This is a genomic window from Sphaerisporangium viridialbum, from assembly GCF_049674955.1.
GTDB lineage: Bacteria > Actinomycetota > Actinomycetes > Streptosporangiales > Streptosporangiaceae > Sphaerisporangium > Sphaerisporangium viridialbum.
In genome coordinates, this window is the sequence record NZ_CP187232.1 from 966,938 (window position 1) to 983,765 (window position 16,828).

Sequence of the window (16,828 nt, forward strand, 5' to 3'; positions counted from 1 at the left end):
CGGAACGACGTCCTTGGCGCGCACTCATCGGTGGAGCGGAGACTTTCCGCCTCTCCTTCGATCCGGTCGCCGGGAAAGGCTTCTACCTGGTCATTCGTCGGTCTTCCTGGCGGCGGCCGTCTCCTCGCGGCCGGCGGTGGCGGGCACCCAGGGGAGCGCGGGCAGGCCGTTCCTGGTGCGCAGGAACATCCAGAAGAGCGGGGCCGCGAGCAGGACGCCGATGAGCACCCAGACCGTGACGGTGTTGCTGACCTGGAACATCTTCAGCGCCGAGGCGAGCAGCACGAATGCCAGCACGCGGCGGATGAGCCCGCCCGGCGCGCGCGAGGAGATGCGCGAGCCGATGTAGACGCCGGGGATGGAACCGACCAGGAGCGCGGCGGTGACCGAGAGCTTGAAGTCGCCGAACAGCAGGTGGCCGAACGCGGCGGACATGACGAGCGGCACCGCCTGGACCAGGTCGGTGCCGACGAGCTGGTTGGCCTTGAGCCGGGGATACACGGCGAGGAGCGCCACGATGATCAGCGAGCCGGAGCCGACGGAGGTCATGCCGACCACCAGCCCGCCGACGACTCCGATCAGGACGGTCGGGACCCGGCGCACGGTGACCGAGGGCAGCCCGGTCGAGGCGGGCTCGCCCGGCTCGGCGGTACGGCGGCCGGTCGCCGCGGTACGGCCTTCGGCCCGGTCCTTCATCGCGAGGTAGCCCCGGATGGCGAGGCCGGTGGCGGCGATCAGGAGGGCGACGCCCAGGGCCTTCTGGATCACCTCCTGGACTTCCGCGCCGTCGCCGAACGCCCTGGCGATCAGTACGCCGCAGAACGCCGCCGGGATGGATCCCACGCACAACCAGCGGACCAGCTTGAGGTTGACGGTCCCCTGCCGCAGATGGACCAGGCTGCCCACCGGCTTCATCACCGCCGCCGCCACCAGGTCGCTGGAGACCGCGGCGAGCGGCGGCACGCCGAAGAACGTGACCAGCATGGGCGTCATCAGCGCGCCGCCGCCCATGCCGGTCAGCCCGACGACGATGGCGACCAGGAACGACCCGATCGCCATTGTGTAGTCGAAATCCACCCACCTAACCTATCGAATCCCTAGGAAAAAGGGACTATCTTGCGTCGCTCGTGCCCGGAACGTACCGAAAGGGCCGTACGGAACGGGGGGTTCCGTACGGCCCTGATGTGAGCGGGTGTTACCGGTTACCGCACGCAGCCGGCGAGCTCCGGCCGCTGGGGCGGGGTGTTCTGGGCGGCGAAGAACAGGTTCGCGCAGTCGGCGAGGAAGGCCGGGTTCTCCTCGGGGACGAAGTGACCGGCGTCGGGGGCCACGACCGGGCGGACGTCGTTGGCGACCTGGTCGAACGAGCCGGCCACGCCGGTGCCGAAGGAGTACTGCCCGCCGATCGCCAGCACCGGCATGCTCAGCCGGTTGGAGGCGTTCGCCTGGTTGTTCACGGCGTCCGCGGCGAACGCCCGGTAGTACTCGTACCCCGCGTGGCGCCTCGCCGGGTTGGCGTAGGCCCTGTAGTAGGCCTCACGGTCGATGCCCTGCCCGTTGTGGCTGAAGTTGTACATCATGTTGAGGTAGGTGCTGACGTCGTCGTCGTCCATGATCGTCTCGGGGATCGGCGCCGGGGACATGTTGAACCGGAAGTGCCAGCTGAGCCCGTAGAGGTCCTCGAGGCCGAAGCCGGCGAGCGGCGACTCGATCACGGCGAACCGCGTGACCTCGTTGGGGTAGTCGCGTGCGTACGGGTAGGCGATCAGGGTGCCGAGGTCGTGGCCGAGCAGCTCCACCTGCGTGAAGCCCAGCTTGCGGACGGCCTCGCGGATCCGCTGCGCGGTGGTGACCTTGTCGAAGCCGCCGGTGGGGATGGAGGAGTCGCCGAGGCCCGGAAGGTCGAAGGCGATCACCGTGTGCTGGGCGGCGAGCGCGGGCATCACCTGGCGCCACATCAGCCAGGTCGACGGCCAGCCGTGCAGGAGCACGAGGGCCGGGCCCGACCCGCCCTTGACGTAGTGGAGGGTGCCGCCGTTCACGGTCACGTTGCCGTGGGTGAAGCCGGGGGCGAACCTGGCGGGTCCCACGGAGGGCTCGCGGGGCATGGCGCTCGCACCGGCGCCGGCGGTCGTGGTGATCAGGCCCACCACCAGGGCGACGGCCGTGCTGAAGGCGGCTCGCCTCAATCTCCTCGCGCTGAAGCGTCTCGCCGGTCGCGCGGTCGTGTGCAAGGTCGTTTCGTCGTGCGGCATATCGAAATTCCCTTTCCATGAGCAGAGAACCACGGGATGACCCGGCTTTCGAGCGGCATGATTCCTTCTCCGCTTCGGGGCGGATCAGCGATCGGCGTACAGGGCGGATCCGTTGTGGGGGAGCGGTGCCGGCCGAGGCGGTAGATCGCCGACGTGGTCGATCGAAGCCTGCACGACCGGAGATGCCGTCGTCTTCTTCCAGAATGCTTTTACCGAGCTGGCGGACATTTTGGCGCGTTCCCATGTCAGACACAAAAGGGATAAAAGCCATATTTCCCGTTCGTTCCGGCAAGTCGGGAAAGGTGGTCACACCAGGCGCTGGACGCGGGCGGCGGCCACGCGGTGGCGGGCGAGGACGTCCTCGACGCCGGGCCCGGTCAGCGCGCGCGGCTCCCGTACCGGGGCGAGACCACCGCCGCCGATCAGCACGTTGGGCGGGAACGACGCGGCCGCATTATCTTGGGAGAGGTGGAAGAGAACCGGGCACGACGGGTCGTCGACGCGTTGCGCGAGCGTGGCATAGACGGCCACCTGGCGAGGGTCGGCATCGACCAGTTCGGGATACGGGTGTCACTGCCGGGCGGGCGTGAGGCCGAATGGGACACCGACGGCACCGCGGGCCTCGAAGCCCAGGTGATGCGCGACGGGATGCTCGTCGGCTTCGTCCCCATGATCGAGGGCTCCGAGGACTTCGACGAGGAGCAAGTCGTCGACGCCATCGCGCGCACCGACTACGACCAGCCCATCGCCCGTCAACGCCCGGTCGCCCCGCCACCGGGCCCGCCCCTGCCCCGCGCCGGCGGCCTTTTCCGCCGCTTCCTCGACGGCTTCCGCTACCGCTGACCTCACCGGTCCGGTTATAAGCTGCTTCGACGGCCACGGCTGTGACGGTCCCTCCCGATGACCTTGACGGCCCGATCCCTGGTGCCGGAAGAGAGTGAGCCGCAATGAGCGACGGAGTGCCGCGCGGGCATCGTCTTCTGAGGAGTGCCGCGGTTGGCGTGCTCCTGGCGTCGGCGACTCTGGCGAACTACCTCGCGTGGCTCGGATGGGGTCAGGAACGGGACGTCAAGCCGGACGGCAGTGTCAGCGGTCCCTACCAGGCGTGGCAGATAGCCGGGCTGGTCATCGTGCTCGGGGTCCTCGCCGCTCTCGCCGGGTGGCGTGGCCATCCCGTCATCGGCACGCTCACCATCGGGGGTGTCATGTGGGCGTCCTGGACCCTCGACGCCGCGATGTCGGATGACAGCGGCCTGTGGGCCGTGGGCGCGCTCATGCTGTTCCCGGCCATCTTCTGTGGAGTCGGCCTTGTCGCGTGGTACGCGGCCTCGCGCAGAACCAGAAGCTCTGCTCGATAAGCCGGCGAGGGTCAATGCCCGCTCATGGGCCCGAACGCGAGTCCCGGCGCCGGGGGCGCCGCCGACGCTCGCTCTGCGCAAGGAGGCGGAGGACGCGCTCGCCGCGGCCTCGCGTGCCGCCGCTGAGCCTGCGGTACGGAAGATCGTGGCGGACATCAACGAGAAGATCCGCGAGGCGATCCGCACCGGGCTCTCCGGCCCTCCGCTCAACCTGATGCCCTTCGACGTCGAACGCGTGGTACGCGAGTGGCGGGAGCGGCACGAAGGCTAGGTCACTCTGGCCGGGCGCAAGCCGCACGCCTCGGCCGGCGCGTCGACCCCGGGGCACCGCGCAGGGGCGGACGTAAGGCGCGCTCGACCTGTCTCGGACAGGAGTTCTAGGATCCTGACCCATGACCCGGTACGTGGCGCTGCTGCGCGGCATCAACATCGGCGGGAACTCCTCGATCGCCATGGCCGACCTGCGAGAGGTCTTCATCGGGTTCGGCTACGAGGATGTGACGACCTACCTGCGGACCGGCAACATCGTGTTCGGCGCCTCGTCCGGCGACCAGGACCGGCTCGTCACCGAGATCAGGAAGGGGATCTCCGACGGGCTCGGCAAGGACGTCGGCGTCCTGCTGCGCACCGCCGCCGAGCTCGACGCGGTCCTCACGTCGAACCCGTTCCTGGGTGAGCAGGACGACCTGACGAAGCTCCTCGTCACCTTCCTGGCCGCCGACCCCGGCGCGGACAAGGCCGGGGCGCTGGCCGCGCCGCCGGGGGAGACCGGATCGCTGGCCCTTGTGGGACGGGAGGTGTACGTGCACGTCCCTGGCGGCTACGGCCGTACCAAGCTGAGCAACGCCTTCGTGGAGAAGAAGCTCGGCGTCGCGGCGACCACTCGCAACTGGAGGTCGGTGCTGAGACTCCGCGAAATGGCCACCGCATAGAGACAAGCGCCCACCTGTGGCCGGCTGAGTGATCTCGCCGGAGACAGGCGTCCTGCGGCTATGGTGGCGGCGTGGCTGGGAATCTGACACGAGACGAGGCGCTGGCGCGCACCCGACTGCTGACGGTCGAGTCCTACGCGGTCGAACTCGACCTGACGACGGGCCCTGACCGGTTCGGTTCCACGACGCTCGTGCGGTTCCGCTGTGCCAAGCCGGGGGCCGAGGTGTTCTGCGATCTGGTGGACGCCGAGGTGCGCGAGGTGGTCCTCAACGGGTCCGCCATCGACCCCGCACTGTACGACCCGGCGACCGGCCGCATCCCGCTGCCCGGCCTCGCGGGGGAGAACGAGCTACGCGTGGTCGCCGACTGCGCGTACTCGCACACCGGGCAGGGGCTGCACAGCTTCACCGATCCGGTCGACGGCCAGGTGTACCTCCACAGCCAGTTCGCCACCGCCGACGCGCAGCGCGTGTTCGCCTGCTTCGACCAGCCGGACCTCAAGGCGACGTTCCGGTTCACCGTCACCGCGCCGGCCGGCTGGGAGGTCGTGTCCAACATGGCCGAGTCCGCGTGCGAGCCGCTCGGCGACGCGCGGCGCTGGCACTTCCCACCGACGCCCCCGCTGCCGACCTACATCGGCGCGGTGGTCGCCGGCCCGTACCACGGGGTGGCGGACGAGTACCTCGGGCCGGACGGGCAGCGCATCCCCATGCGGTTGTTCTGCCGGGCCTCGCTGGCCGAGCACCTGGACGCCGAGGCCGTCTTCGACGTCACCAGGCGAGGGCTCGACTTCTACCAGCAGGCCTTCCAGCTGCCGTACCCGTTCGCCAAGTACGACCAGCTGTTCGTGCCGGAGATCAACTTCGGCGCGATGGAGAACCCCGGCTGCGTGACCTTCAAGGAGGAGTATCTCTTCCGGTCCAAGGTGACCGATGCCGCGTACGAGCGCCGGGCCAACACGATCCTGCACGAGATGGCCCACATGTGGTTCGGCGACCTCGTGACCATGCGCTGGTGGGACGACCTGTGGCTGAACGAGTCGTTCGCCACCTACGCCGCGACGCTCGCCCAGGTCGCGGCCACCCGCTGGACCGGGGCGTGGGCGACCTTCGCCGACAGCTACAAGGCTCACGCCTGCCGGCAGGACCAGATGCCGACGACGCATCCGATCGCCGCCGACATCGTCGACATCAGGTCCATGGAGGTGAACTTCGACGCGATCACGTACCAGAAGGGCGCCTCGGTGCTCAAGCAGCTGGTCGCCGCGATCGGCGTCGACGACTTCCTGGCCGGCCTGCGCCGGTACTTCCAGCGGCACGCCTGGGGCAGCACCACCCTCGCAGACCTGCTCAAGGCGCTGGAGGAGGAGTCCGGCCGCAGCCTGACCGGCTGGTCGAGCCAGTGGCTGGAGACGGAGGGGCCGAACACGCTGCGCCCCGCGTTCGTCCTCGACGCCGATGACCGGTTCACCTCGTTCGCCGTCCTGCAGTCCGCGCCCGCCGACCACCCGACGCTGCGCTCCCACCGCATCGCGATCGGCCTGTACGAGCGGGGGCTCGCCGGCCTTGAACGGCGGCGGCGCGTGGAGCTGGACATCGCCGGCGAGCGCACCGAGGTCGGAGAGCTCCTCGGTGCGACCCGGCCCGACCTGCTGCTGCTCAACGACGACGACCTCACCTACGCCAAGGTCAGGCTCGACCCGCACTCGCTGCGCACCGTGCTGTCCGGCATCGGCGAGATCGCCGATCCGCTGGCGCAGGCGGTGTGCTGGACGATCGCCTGGGACATGGTGCGCGACGCCGAACTCCCCGCTCGCGACTACGTCTCGCTGGTGCTGTCCGGCGTGCGATCGGTGCGCAGCGCCTCGATCGTACGGACCCTGCTTGAGCAGGCGCGCGTGGCGGCCCGGCAGCACACCGACCCGGCCGGACGTACGAGCTGCCTGCGCGCGCTCGCCGGCGGCCTGCTCGAACTGGCCGAGGGCGCGGAGCCGGGCGGCGAGGCGCAACTGGCCTACGTCCAGGCGTTCGCCACGATCGCCGGCTCCGCCGAGCATCTCGCCGTGGTGGCCGGGCTCCTTTCCGGATCGAGTGAGCTGCCGGGGCTGGCGGTGGACACCGACCTGCGCTGGGCGCTGTTGCGGCGGCTGGTCGTCAACGGGCGGGCCGGTCACGCCGAGATCGACGCCGAGTTGGTCAAGGACCCCACCGCGGGCGGCAGGCGCAGCGCGGCGGCGTGCCGGGCGGCGATCGGCACCGCGGCGGGCAAGGCCGAGGCATGGGAGCGCATCGTCTCGGGCGAACTGTCCACCGCGATCCTCGGCGCGACCCTCGACGGCTTCCGCGAGCCCGACCACGCCGAACTGCTCAGGCCCTATGTCGACAGGTACTTCACCGTCCTCGAGTCGGTCGCGGGCCGGTGGCCCAGCGAGGTGACGCAGGCCTTCGCCAGGGCGGCGTACCCGTCGAGGGCGGTGTCACAGGACACCATCGCGCGCACCGACGACTACCTCGCGAGCGCCGAGCCGCCGGGGTGGCTGCGCCGGCTCGTGCTGGAAGGCCGCGACGAGCTCGCCCGCGCCCTGCGCACCCAGGCCCGCGACGGGTCGGCCGGCACGCCGCTCGCCTAGGCCGGTGGTGGGTCCAGGCGCGCGACGCCGCTGTGCGACGGCGGCATGGCGCGCTCATCCGGCGGTTCGCCGCTGGGTGTCTCGCATGGCCTCCGCGACCAGGTGGTCCTGCGGGGTTCCGGTGAGCAGCCCCTCGGTGACGCCCTCGACGTCGGCGGGGCCGCGGTTCTGGCTGAGCTTCCACTTCGCCTCGACGCGCGTGATGACGACCTCCACGCCGACGATTGCGCGTAGCTGTCCCTTGATGTAGGCCTCGGGCGCGTCGTCCACCGACCACGGCAGCGGCCGGCCCGACTCGTGCTTGCCGGTGAGGCGCCTCACCAGCGACTCGGTCCAGGCGGGGTCGTCGTGCGCGACGAACCTGCCGTAGACGTGGGCGGTGACGTAGTTCCAGGTGGGGACGGCGCGGCCGTGCTCGCGCTTGGTGGCGTACCACGACGGGCTGACATAGGCGTCGGGTCCGCGCACGATGACCAGGGCCTCGGCGTCCGAGCCGTGGCGCCACTGCTCGTTGTTCCTGGCCAGGTGGCCCAGCAGGGCGCCGTGTTCCCCGGCGGACGGGTCGAACACGAACGGGAGCAGGGTGGCCATGATCCCCCGCGGGGTCCAGGTGACCAGGTCCGAGGCTCCGGAGTGGTCCAGAAGCTCGTGGACGGCCTGGAGGTCGGGCGCGGCGAAGTGCTGAGGGACGTACATGATCACTCCGATCGGGCGACGCGGACATCCAATGCTCTCGCAGGCGGGCCGGCACGGCACTCCCTCTCAGGCCGTTAAGCTACATAGGTTGTATAACTGACTAGCTCGCTTTACCATTTAGATCGCATCGGCACTTGAAAGGACAGATGTGATGTCTCTGGCGCTCTCCGCGGTCTTGGTCGCCTATCTAGCCTTCGTGAGCCCATGGCTGGGCAAGCGCTCGTACGCCCGGTTGGAGCGCGACCGACAGGCGTACGTCCGCATGCTCGTGTGGTGGATGTCCGAGTTGTGGGTGCTGACCGGGGTCGCGCTACTGATCGTCGGGCTGTCACCTGATCTCAGCCTGGCGCGCACGGGGTTCGTACTGCCGGCCGACGCTGCGACCACCGCCGGGGCTCTCACCGGGGTCACCCTCGCCTCGGCGGTGGCGGTGCTGATGATCAGGCGGGCCACCAGGTCGAGAACCCGGGTGCCCGGCCAGGCGGCCTACGAGGCGCTGCTGCCGCGCACGCCCGTCGAGCGCCGGCTCGCCCTGGCGATGTCCGTCACCGCGGGGGTGTGCGAGGAGATCGTCTACCGGGGCCTGCTCATCGCGCTGGGCGTGCACGTGCTCGGGCTGCCCGTCCCCGTCGCCGCCGGTCTCGCGCTGGCGGTGTTCGTCGCGGGGCACCTCTACCAGGGCTGGAAGGGCATGCTCGTGATCACTCTGGCCGGCTTCGGCCTCAGCGTGCTGTACCTGAAGACCGGCAGCCTGGTGCTTCCCATCGTGCTGCACATCCTGGTCGACGCGCGCTCGCTTCTCCTCGTCCCCGCTAGTCGGCCAGACCGGATAGGTAGCACCGCTACCGTGCAAGAATGAGCGGCGTGGCTGCTGACCGACGCGCGAGCTGGCTCAAGGGAGTCCTCGACCTGCTGGTGCTCGCCAGCCTGACCGAGGGCGAGAGCTACGGCTACGAGATCTCCAAGACCCTCGCAGACGCCGGTCTCGGCCAGATCAAGGGCGGCACCCTCTATCCCGTGCTCAACAGGCTGGAGGAGGCGGGCCTGCTGGCCGCCGAGTTCCGGGTGACCGAGCGCGGCCCGGGCCGGCGCTACTACCGCCTCACCGACCACGGCCGCGCGACGCTGACCGAACAGGGCACCCTCTGGCTCGCCTTCGACGAGTCGGTGCGGGCCGTGCTCACCAAGGGGAAGGCGTGATGGGCGACTACTTCGACGACCTCGCCGTCCTGCTGCGCGCCAGGGGCGTCCCGCAGGAGCGGATCACCGCCACGATCGACGACTTCACCGCCTACGTCCAGGAAAGCGGGACGGACCCCGAGGAGGAGTTCGGCCCGGTCGCCGACTTCGCCCCGCAGTTCGGCGTCGAGCCCGGTCCGGGGCCCACCGCCGGCACCTGGGTGTGGACGGCCGACATCTTCGCCGACGAGCGGCGCCTCAACGAGTTCGGCGAGCAGGGCTGGGAGGTCGAGAAGGTCGACAAGAAGGGCATGTTCGTCAGCCACCGCGACCCCGAGCGGCCACAGCGCTGGGAGTACCGCCGCGACGTCGTGACGCTCAAGGGCAGGCGCGCCCTGGTCGAGCGGCTGGCGCCCGACGGATGGGAGCCCTGTGGCACGTGGCTCTACTACGAGTACTTCAAGCGTCCCAAGGCCGCGAGCGTGGGCCCCGCCGCCGAGATCGACTCCCCGCCTCCGGCACCGGGCGGGCGCCTGTTCTTCAGCAAGCGCTTCTACCTGCTGGCCGTTCTCCTGATCGTCGTCTGCGTGCCGGCGGTGGCCGGCATCGGCGGGATGCTGTCCGCGACGACCCCCATCAAGGGCGGTGACTTCGCCATCGGCGTCGCGGTCGGCATACTGGCCGCCCTCGTCGCCCTCTGGCTCGCCACCCGCAAGCGCTGAGACCCGGACGCGACGCCGCCGGCCTGCTCTCTACGCCGGACGCGTGCCGCCGGCCTGCTCTCTACGCCGGACGCGGCTCGTCCGGACTGACGTAGTAGTGCACCAGTGCGGGTTCGCCCGCTTTGTTCAGCCAGCGTGCGCGAGCGCTCGCCACACGCCGCCAGCCGGCACGCTCGTACAGGGCGATGGCCGCGTGACCCTCGTCGGACACGTCGAGCATGAGAGGCAACCCCAGGGCGGCCGCCTCCTTGCGAACCGTGTCAAGAAGGAGGGCTGCGCATCCACGGCCCCGTCCCTCTGGCGTGACGAAGAGCCGGGTGATGGACCCGACCGGCCCGACCGGCTCGCCGAGGGCCGCGGCCACGGCCGGTTCCAGCGTGGCCGCGTCCAGTTGTGAGAGTCCGGCGTGGCCGACGACGCCGGACCCCTCAACCGCCACCCACGCGCGAACAAGATCAGAGGGCGTCAGCCACCGCACCGGGTCGGCAGGCCAGTCGACCGGGTATCGATCAGCGGCCTGCACCGCGGCGAGAGCGTCCACGCAGCCAGGCAGATCCGCAGCGGCTCTCGGACGGATAAAAAGGCTCCTCACCCGGCGATTCTCCCAAAGGAAGCCACGAGTGCGACATATCCACAAGCCTGGTTGATCGGATCAGCTCCCTGCACGACGTCTAACGTTCATCGGACGCGGCCGATCGGTTTGGGGGAGCGGTGGTGGGTTGGGGTGGTTCGCTGGTCCAGCCGGCCAGAAGGCGGAGGGCCTGTTCGGACGGGGAACCGCGTTCGGCGATGTTGCCTGGCTGTTAGGAAGGGGCGGCGTGCGAAAGAAGGTGGTGGGTGAATTGGGTGCTGCCAGGAAGCTTGTGATCGGTGATCTTCCGATCTCGGCCGAGGACCATGGTGGGCGTGGTGAGGACGTTCTCCTCCTGCATGGTGGCGGGCGGACGCGCGGCGATTGGGATGCCTTCGCGGGGCTTCTCCTGGACAACGGGTTCCGGCCGGTGGCGATGGACCTACGTGGCCATGGAGAGTCGGGTGACGCGCCGTGGACCTGGCGGGAAGCGCTGGCGGACGTCGCCGCCGTCGTCGAGGGGTTCGGACTTCGCCGGCCTCTGGTCGTCGGCCATTCTCTGGGCGGGATGGTCGCCGCGCTGTGGGCCGGTGAGCATCCGGAGTGCCCGCTCGCGGTCAACCTCGATGGTCACGGCAACCCGACGCGTCCTGACCAGTTCTTCGGCCTGGATGAGGTCTCGGCGGCGCGTGCCTGTCAGGAGATGGCGGCGTTCCTGGGCGAGATGGGCCAAGGGCTCCCCGAGTCGTTCCTTCAGGTCATGAGGGAGATAGACACCCTCGACCTCTTCGCCGCCTATCGCGCCGCGCGTTGCCCGCTCCTTGTCGTCAGCGGTGACGCGATGTCCTTCGCGGGCATGTTCCCCGAGCATCTTGTTCCCGCCTGGCGCGCCTATTGCGTCTGGACGGAGCGGCGGCTCAAGGCGGTCGTCCGCGAGTCGCCCTTGGTCCGTGGAGCGTCGCTGCCGACCGGCCATGATCCGCACATTGAAGACCCTGAGGCTGTGCTGCGTCTTCTGATCGATGACCTGCGGATGGCCGGATAGGACGGCTACGCCATACCGGCGACGCCGATCAAGTGGCCCTCGGGGTCGGTGAAGTGGCCGACCACGAAGGCCGTCGGGGCCCATCCGCCGCTTGCCCCCGAGGCTCTCGGCCTTCTGGAGCGGCCTCTACATCACGATCGCGCGGCCTTGTCGATCAGCCGGGCCAGCTCCACCGGCTTGGTGATCATCGGCCAGTGCCCGGTGTCGATGGTGACCAGGTCATGGCCGGAGGGAACGGCCGGATCGCCGGGATCTCCCATGCAGACGATGTGGGTGCGGGGGAGCCCTTCCACCGCGCTGAGGTCGGCCGGCGCCGGGTCACGGTAGGTGTTGATCGGCTGGCCGATTCCCCGGGCCCGCAGCCACGCCCGATCCTCGGGGGTGAGTCCATGGCGGCCGAAGTTGGAATCGAGGACCTCGTCGCTCATCACCGGTATCCGCCCGTCTTCGACGGTCTGCGTGATCGCCTTTTCGACGCCCGGCGGGGTGATGTCGAACAGCGTCTTGCCCGCCTGCGGGAGGACGGCGGCGACGTAGACGATGCGGGCGATGCGGTCGGGGATCCGGGCGGCGGCGATCGTGGCCGGGGCGCCGCCGTAGGAGTGCGCGAGGAGCACGACGTCACGCAGCCCCGCGACCTCAATGGCGGCTGTGATGTCGAGGACGTGCGTGGTGAGCGTTGTCGTCTCCGAGCCGAGGTGCCCGCGGTCGCCGAAACCTGTGAGCGTCAGCGGATGGACATCGTGGCCGGCCGCGGTGAGCACCGGCGTGACCCGCTCCCACGACCAGGCGCCGAGAAACGAGCCGCCGACAAGAACAATGGTGGACATGGCTTCCTTCGTTCGAGCTTCGATGGGAGCCAGGCTAGGAATGATTGTGGACGTTATTTGCCCTGATTAACATGTGATGCATGTCTCGTCCGGCGACCCGCATCCTGGCGCTGCTCGAGGTCCTGCAGGACCGCGGGCTGGTGTCCGCCGACGAGCTCGCCAGACGGCTTGAGGTGGACGCACGAGCGGTTCGCCGCTACATCACCGCCCTGCAGAATCTGGACATCCCGGTCGAGTCGGTTCGCGGGCGTTACGGCGGTTACCGGCTCGCCGGCGGTTACCGGCTGCCCCCGCTGATGCTCGCCAACGAGGAGGCAGTCGCCGTGGCGGTCGCGCTGGCGGCCGCGGGGGAGCGCGCGGACGCCGGTGAACCCACCGCGACCGACCGCGCGCTCGTCAAGCTCACCCGCGTGCTGCCCGTCGCGCTGCGTGAACGCGTCAAGGCACTCGTCGCGGCGACCTCGGTGACCGCCACGGGCGCGCTGACACCAGAGCCGGAGCTGGCGCTGACGCTGGGCGCGGCCGTACGGGCGCGCCACACCGTTCGCATTGAGCACACCCGGGGCCTCCGTGATGTGGACCCATATGGGCTCGTCGTGCATACGCGCCGCTGGTACCTGGTGGGCCACGACCACCTGCGCGACGACATCCGTATGTTCCGCCTGGACAACATCACCGACGCCGCCGAGCTGCCACGCCGGTTCGTCCCACCTGAGGGGTTCGACCCGGTGGCGTACGTCCGGCGGTCACTGACGCTCGGCGCATGGACCCACCGCACCGAAGTCTGGCTGGACACCGACCTGGCCTCCGCCCGGGCACGGTTGCCGGCCACCTTCGGCGAGCTGCGACCGTGCCCAGAGGGCGGGGTGTCGCTGGTCAGTGGAGCAGAGGACCTGCCGGCGATGGCCCGGATCCTCACCGGCCTGCCCTGGCGATTCGCGGTGAGGAGCCCACCGGCCCTGGTCGAAGCGCTCGCCGCCCACGTCGCGGCCCTCACCGAAGCCGTCGCACGCTCCACCCACGCCCAGCCGTGACTACGGCACCGGCTCCCGGCCTGCCGTTCTACGCATGGGTGTCGGAGTCCCACAGATCGGTACTGTGCGCGCCGACCAGCGCGCCGATGCGGGTCAGGACCTCGGAGGCGGGCAGGACGTCCAGGCGCCGTCCGTCACGCAGACGTAGGGCGACCTGGTCGTCGGCGGCCTCCTTGGCGCCGATCACGGCCTGGTAGGGCACGAGCCGGGCCGCTCGGATGCGGGCGCCCAGGGTGCCGTGCTCCGGCCCGGCGATCTCGGCCCGCAGCCCCTGGTCGAGGCATCGTCGTACGAGCCCGGCGGCCTGCGGCATCTCGGCCTCGGAGATCGGGAGCACCACGATCTGGGTGGGGGCGAGCCAGGCGGGAAAGGCGCCGCCGTGCTGCTCGATGAGGTGCGCGACGGCCCGCTCCACGCTGCCGATGATGCTGCGGTGCACCATGACCGGCCGGTGTTTCGCGCCGTCCTGGCCGATGTAGTGCAGATCGAACTGCTCGGGCTGGTGGAAGTCGACCTGGACGGTGGACAAGGTGGCCTCACGGCCGGCGCTGTCGGCGATCTGCACGTCGATCTTCGGACCGTAGAACGCCGCCTCCCCTTCCGCGGCCTCGTACGCCACGCCGGAGCGGTCGAGGACGTCGGTCAGCAGGGCGGTGGCCCGCTCCCACATCTCGGGGGCGGCGACGTACTTGCCGCCCGGTCCCGGCAGCGAGAGCCGGTAGCGGGCCGCGCGGATGCCGAGAGCGCCGTACGCCCGGCGGATCAGCTCCAGCGCCGCCCGGGTCTCGTCGGCCACCTGGTCCAGGGTGCAGAAGATGTGCGCGTCATTGAGCTGGATCGCCCGTACGCGGGTCAGCCCGCCTAGCACCCCTGACAGCTCGGAGCGGTACATGCCTCCCAGCTCGGCCATCCGCAGGGGCAGTTCGCGGTAGCTGTGGGCGCGGGAGCGGTACATCAGCGCGTGGTGCGGGCACAGGCTCGGCCGCAGGACCACCTGCTCTCCTCCGAGATCCATCGGGGGGAACATGTCGTCGCTGTAGTGGGACCAGTGCCCGGAGATCTCGTACAGCTCCCGCTTGCCCAGCACGGGCGAGTACACATGCTGGTAGCCCGCCCGGCGCTCGGCCTCGCGGATGTACTCCTCCAGGGTGTGCCGGACGGTCGCACCGTCGGGCAACCAGTACGGCAGCCCGGCGCCGATCAGAGGGTCGGAATCGAACAGACCCAACTCGCGGCCGAGCTTGCGGTGATCGTGCATCGTGGTCTCCTCGCAGGTGGTGAGGCGAGTGACCAGACGGCGAAGCCCCGGGGCACTCGCCCCGGGGCTTCGGCTAAGTCATCTGTCAGCGCGCCGGGACAACCTCCGGCGTCGTCGTCATGGCAGCGCGCTTCATGTGCGCCACGGTAGCAGAGACAGGGCGATCTCCACAGGGGACGCCGGCATGCCCCCGCTCAGCCAACTGTGCGGCGATCGGCCGGCACATCAGCGGCTCACCGCCGACTCCCCGGTGAGCCCGAGCTCGCCCGCGCGCAGCCCGGCCTGGAATCGGGAGTCGGCCTCCAGCTTGGCCATCAGCTCGGCGACCCGCCTGCGGTACGTGCGCAGCGAGAGGCCGAGCAGTCTGGCCGCGGTCTCGTCGGTGTGCCCCGCGCCGAGGGCGCGCAGGACGGCCAGGCCGTCCGCGTCGAGGTGCGGCACGTCTCCGCCGAGGTAGGCGGCGAAGTCGGTGGCGGCCTCCCAGGCCGCCTGGAACAGCGCGTACACGCCGCCGACCAGTGCGGGCGAGGTGGTCACGGTGAACTCGCGCGGGCCCGGCGCGTCACGGCCTGCCAGGATCATCACCCGCCGGTCGATGACGATCGTCTCGTGGGGAAGCCGTGTGGAGCTGATCCGCACTTGGGCGCCCTTCGCCGTGACCTCGCGAAGGTGCCGCCGTGCCGCCTCGTCGGCCAGAGCGGCCGGGCTGAGGAGCTTCTTCACCGCGAAGCCGGCTTCGCCGCCCGCGCGCATCCGGTCCTCGATCGCCTGTCGCGCCGCGGGCTGCGACCACGTGCTCAGGTCGCGCGCCGCGCACACGAACTCGTGCTGGGCGCCGGCGAACAGGTGACCGGCCCGGGCGACGAGCTCGGCGTCACCGCGGACGGTGCTGACCTGCTCAGTAGTCACCCATTCATTATCACCGCCATCGTGCGGGTGGTGGCAGCTAGCTGCCATCGCCTTGGGCCGCCGCGCGGATGCGAGAAGGCTGAGCGACATGACATATTCAGGTTCTGCCACCCCCGCGGCCCTGTCGGGACGATTCCTCCTCGGCGGAGATCTCCCCGTCCATCGGCTCGGTTTCGGAGCCATGCGGCTTCCGACCGGCACTTTCCAGGGGCCCGCCCGCGACCCCGAGACGGGCATCGCCGTGCTCCGCCGCGCGGTCGAACTGGGCGTCAACCACATCGATACAGCGTGGTTCTACCGAAGAGGCGGAGTCGTCGCCAACGAGCTCATCCGGACGGCGCTCGCCCCGTACGGAGAGGACCTGGTCATCGCGACGAAGGTCGGGCCGTTGATGGGCGACGGACCCCCGAGCGGCCAGGCCGGCCCGCACCAGCTGCGGGGCCTGGTCGAGGACAACCTGCGCACCCTTGGCGTCGACCGGCTCGACCTCGTCTACCTGCGGGTGGGCGGCATGATGGACCCCGGCGGCGAGTCGATCGCCGACCGGTACGCGGCCCTGGCCGAGCTGCGCGCCGAGGGGCTGATCCGGCATCTGGGCGTCAGCAACGTCGATGCCGCCCAGCTGGCCGAGGCGCGGGCGATCGCTCCGGTGGCGGCCGTGCAGAACACCTTCCACGTGCAGGACCGGGGTGACGCCGAGCTGCTGCGGCAATGCGAGAAGGAGGGGATCGCGTACGTGCCGTTCTTCCCGCTCGGCGGCGGCCACCGTCCGATCGACCCGGCTCGGATGGCAGAGGTGACCGCTCGTCACCAGGCGACCGCCGCCCAGGTGGCCCTCGCCTGGCTCCTGGCGGCCTCCCCCGCGATGCTCGCCATCCCCGGCACCGGCTCACTCGCCCACCTGGAGGAGAACGCGACCGCAAGCGGGATCCACCTGACCCCCGAAGACCTCACCACCCTCGAAACCTGAACACGCGGGATGAGCCATGGCTTGGAAGCGTCGTGGGTCGTCCGCCGTGTCGCCGAAATGGACGGCCTTGTCGTCAAGCTCCGTCCAGCTTCACGGCTTGGGCTATGTAGTCGCGGATGGCGGCCTGGTCCATCGAGTCCAGGTTCTTGATTTTGATGTGCCGGGTGGTCTTTCCCGAGCCCGTCAGCAGGCCGTGGGTGTCCTCGAACTCCGCGCCTCGGTTGAAGGCGAAGGTGATGTGCGTCTTGCTGGGGCTGATGATCGCCAGGTTCTTGTCACCCCGCCACGCGGGGGATCCGTGGCTGATCACCTCATGTGCCTCCGGAGCGCACTCCGCCATGAGCTCACGGAGGACCCTGACGATGTCCTGGTGTTCCGGCAGGACCCTGGACTTCACGTACTCGTCTACGTCTGCGTTGCCCATGGGGTCTCCTTCGAC

At 70.0% G+C, this 16,828-nt stretch carries 19 protein-coding genes and 1 pseudogene; 11 read left to right on the top strand and 9 right to left on the bottom strand.

Translation table 11 applies throughout. The features are described from left to right. Nucleotides 1-90 precede the first annotated feature (90 nt). From ACOZ38_RS04465 to ACOZ38_RS04475, 3 genes are all read right to left on the bottom strand, one after another. Nucleotides 91-1,077, bottom strand: coding sequence for a sulfite exporter TauE/SafE family protein (locus ACOZ38_RS04465; protein ID WP_424528936.1), 987 nt, complete (start codon nt 1,075-1,077; stop codon nt 91-93). 125 nt (nt 1,078-1,202) lie between these two features. Beyond that, nucleotides 1,203-2,189, bottom strand: coding sequence for an alpha/beta fold hydrolase (locus tag ACOZ38_RS04470; RefSeq protein ID WP_424528937.1), 987 nt, complete (start codon nt 2,187-2,189; stop codon nt 1,203-1,205). 372 nt (nt 2,190-2,561) lie between these two features. Further along, entirely contained in the window at nt 2,562-2,684 is a 123-nt protein-coding gene (locus ACOZ38_RS04475; protein ID WP_424528938.1) for a hypothetical protein, read from the bottom strand. A 39-nt stretch (nt 2,685-2,723) separates the two neighbouring features. Between ACOZ38_RS04475 and ACOZ38_RS04480 the strand changes: the two genes are divergently transcribed. The 5 genes from ACOZ38_RS04480 (at nt 2,724) to pepN (ending at nt 7,175) form a co-directional block, all read left to right on the top strand. Then, nucleotides 2,724-3,098 carry a hypothetical protein gene (locus tag ACOZ38_RS04480; protein WP_405144196.1) on the top strand — a complete coding sequence of 125 codons (375 nt, stop codon included), beginning with the start codon at nt 2,724-2,726 and terminating at the stop codon, nt 3,096-3,098. A gap of 158 nt (nt 3,099-3,256) precedes the next feature. Then, entirely contained in the window at nt 3,257-3,613 is a 357-nt protein-coding gene (locus tag ACOZ38_RS04485; RefSeq protein ID WP_424528939.1) for a hypothetical protein, read from the top strand. A gap of 145 nt (nt 3,614-3,758) precedes the next feature. Continuing rightward, on the top strand, nt 3,759-3,884 hold the full coding sequence (locus ACOZ38_RS04490; RefSeq protein WP_424528940.1) for a hypothetical protein: 126 nt from the start codon (nt 3,759-3,761) through the stop codon (nt 3,882-3,884). A gap of 121 nt (nt 3,885-4,005) precedes the next feature. Next, nucleotides 4,006-4,545 carry a DUF1697 domain-containing protein gene (locus ACOZ38_RS04495; protein ID WP_424528941.1) on the top strand — a complete coding sequence of 180 codons (540 nt, stop codon included), beginning with the start codon at nt 4,006-4,008 and terminating at the stop codon, nt 4,543-4,545. 71 nt (nt 4,546-4,616) lie between these two features. After that, complete coding sequence (pepN, locus tag ACOZ38_RS04500; RefSeq protein WP_424528942.1) at nt 4,617-7,175, top strand: aminopeptidase N; 2,559 nt, start codon at nt 4,617-4,619, stop codon at nt 7,173-7,175. Between the two features lie 54 nt (nt 7,176-7,229). Here pepN and ACOZ38_RS04505 read toward each other — a convergent pair whose 3' ends face one another. Continuing rightward, nucleotides 7,230-7,871: an FMN-binding negative transcriptional regulator gene (locus ACOZ38_RS04505; protein WP_424528943.1), complete on the bottom strand. Its 642-nt coding sequence runs from the start codon at nt 7,869-7,871 to the stop codon at nt 7,230-7,232. 151 nt (nt 7,872-8,022) lie between these two features. Here ACOZ38_RS04505 and ACOZ38_RS04510 point away from each other — a divergent pair, with 151 nt between their 5' ends. From ACOZ38_RS04510 to ACOZ38_RS04520, 3 genes are read left to right on the top strand one after another with little or no spacing between them, the layout of a single operon-like run. After that, on the top strand, nt 8,023-8,730 hold the full coding sequence (locus ACOZ38_RS04510; RefSeq protein WP_424528944.1) for a CPBP family intramembrane glutamic endopeptidase: 708 nt from the start codon (nt 8,023-8,025) through the stop codon (nt 8,728-8,730). A 5-nt stretch (nt 8,731-8,735) separates the two neighbouring features. Beyond that, entirely contained in the window at nt 8,736-9,071 is a 336-nt protein-coding gene (locus ACOZ38_RS04515; protein ID WP_405144208.1) for a PadR family transcriptional regulator, read from the top strand. Next, nucleotides 9,071-9,772, top strand: a complete 702-nt coding sequence (locus ACOZ38_RS04520) for a hypothetical protein (RefSeq protein ID WP_424528945.1) — start codon at nt 9,071-9,073, stop codon at nt 9,770-9,772. The genes ACOZ38_RS04515 and ACOZ38_RS04520 overlap by 1 nt, the downstream gene beginning before the upstream one ends. Nucleotides 9,773-9,833: 61 nt before the next feature. On the opposite strand, the gene ACOZ38_RS04525 is transcribed toward ACOZ38_RS04520, so the two are convergent. Beyond that, nucleotides 9,834-10,313 carry a GNAT family N-acetyltransferase gene (locus ACOZ38_RS04525; protein WP_424528946.1) on the bottom strand — a complete coding sequence of 160 codons (480 nt, stop codon included), beginning with the start codon at nt 10,311-10,313 and terminating at the stop codon, nt 9,834-9,836. A gap of 277 nt (nt 10,314-10,590) precedes the next feature. Here ACOZ38_RS04525 and ACOZ38_RS04530 point away from each other — a divergent pair, with 277 nt between their 5' ends. Next, on the top strand, nt 10,591-11,388 hold the full coding sequence (locus tag ACOZ38_RS04530; RefSeq protein WP_424528947.1) for an alpha/beta fold hydrolase: 798 nt from the start codon (nt 10,591-10,593) through the stop codon (nt 11,386-11,388). 131 nt (nt 11,389-11,519) lie between these two features. Here ACOZ38_RS04530 and ACOZ38_RS04535 read toward each other — a convergent pair whose 3' ends face one another. After that, on the bottom strand, nt 11,520-12,218 hold the full coding sequence (locus ACOZ38_RS04535; protein WP_424528948.1) for an alpha/beta fold hydrolase: 699 nt from the start codon (nt 12,216-12,218) through the stop codon (nt 11,520-11,522). An 80-nt stretch (nt 12,219-12,298) separates the two neighbouring features. Between ACOZ38_RS04535 and ACOZ38_RS04540 the strand changes: the two genes are divergently transcribed. Beyond that, nucleotides 12,299-13,252 carry a helix-turn-helix transcriptional regulator gene (locus tag ACOZ38_RS04540; RefSeq protein WP_424528949.1) on the top strand — a complete coding sequence of 318 codons (954 nt, stop codon included), beginning with the start codon at nt 12,299-12,301 and terminating at the stop codon, nt 13,250-13,252. A 28-nt stretch (nt 13,253-13,280) separates the two neighbouring features. Here ACOZ38_RS04540 and thrS read toward each other — a convergent pair. Further along, nucleotides 13,281-14,558: pseudogene (gene thrS, locus ACOZ38_RS04545) on the bottom strand (threonine--tRNA ligase); the annotation flags it as partial. A gap of 177 nt (nt 14,559-14,735) precedes the next feature. Then, nucleotides 14,736-15,419, bottom strand: coding sequence for a DNA-binding response regulator (locus ACOZ38_RS04550; protein WP_424528950.1), 684 nt, complete (start codon nt 15,417-15,419; stop codon nt 14,736-14,738). An 88-nt stretch (nt 15,420-15,507) separates the two neighbouring features. Here ACOZ38_RS04550 and ACOZ38_RS04555 point away from each other — a divergent pair, with 88 nt between their 5' ends. Next, the gene (locus tag ACOZ38_RS04555; protein ID WP_424528951.1) at nt 15,508-16,389 is read left to right on the top strand and encodes an aldo/keto reductase; all 882 of its coding nucleotides are present in this window, start codon (nt 15,508-15,510) and stop codon (nt 16,387-16,389) included. A 73-nt stretch (nt 16,390-16,462) separates the two neighbouring features. Here ACOZ38_RS04555 and ACOZ38_RS04560 read toward each other — a convergent pair whose 3' ends face one another. Continuing rightward, on the bottom strand, nt 16,463-16,813 hold the full coding sequence (locus tag ACOZ38_RS04560; protein WP_424528952.1) for a DUF1801 domain-containing protein: 351 nt from the start codon (nt 16,811-16,813) through the stop codon (nt 16,463-16,465). Nucleotides 16,814-16,828: the final 15 nt, after the last annotated feature.

Coding starts and splice junctions, on each gene's coding strand:
- ACOZ38_RS04535 (WP_424528948.1), bottom strand. CDS start 12,218: ATGTCCACCATTGTTCTTGTCGGCGGCTCGTTTCTCGGCGCCTGGTCG.
- ACOZ38_RS04510 (WP_424528944.1), top strand. CDS start 8,023: ATGTCTCTGGCGCTCTCCGCGGTCTTGGTCGCCTATCTAGCCTTCGTG.
- ACOZ38_RS04540 (WP_424528949.1), top strand. CDS start 12,299: ATGTCTCGTCCGGCGACCCGCATCCTGGCGCTGCTCGAGGTCCTGCAG.
- ACOZ38_RS04505 (WP_424528943.1), bottom strand. CDS start 7,871: ATGTACGTCCCTCAGCACTTCGCCGCGCCCGACCTCCAGGCCGTCCAC.
- ACOZ38_RS04560 (WP_424528952.1), bottom strand. CDS start 16,813: ATGGGCAACGCAGACGTAGACGAGTACGTGAAGTCCAGGGTCCTGCCG.
- ACOZ38_RS04520 (WP_424528945.1), top strand. CDS start 9,071: ATGGGCGACTACTTCGACGACCTCGCCGTCCTGCTGCGCGCCAGGGGC.
- ACOZ38_RS04495 (WP_424528941.1), top strand. CDS start 4,006: ATGACCCGGTACGTGGCGCTGCTGCGCGGCATCAACATCGGCGGGAAC.
- ACOZ38_RS04555 (WP_424528951.1), top strand. CDS start 15,508: ATGACATATTCAGGTTCTGCCACCCCCGCGGCCCTGTCGGGACGATTC.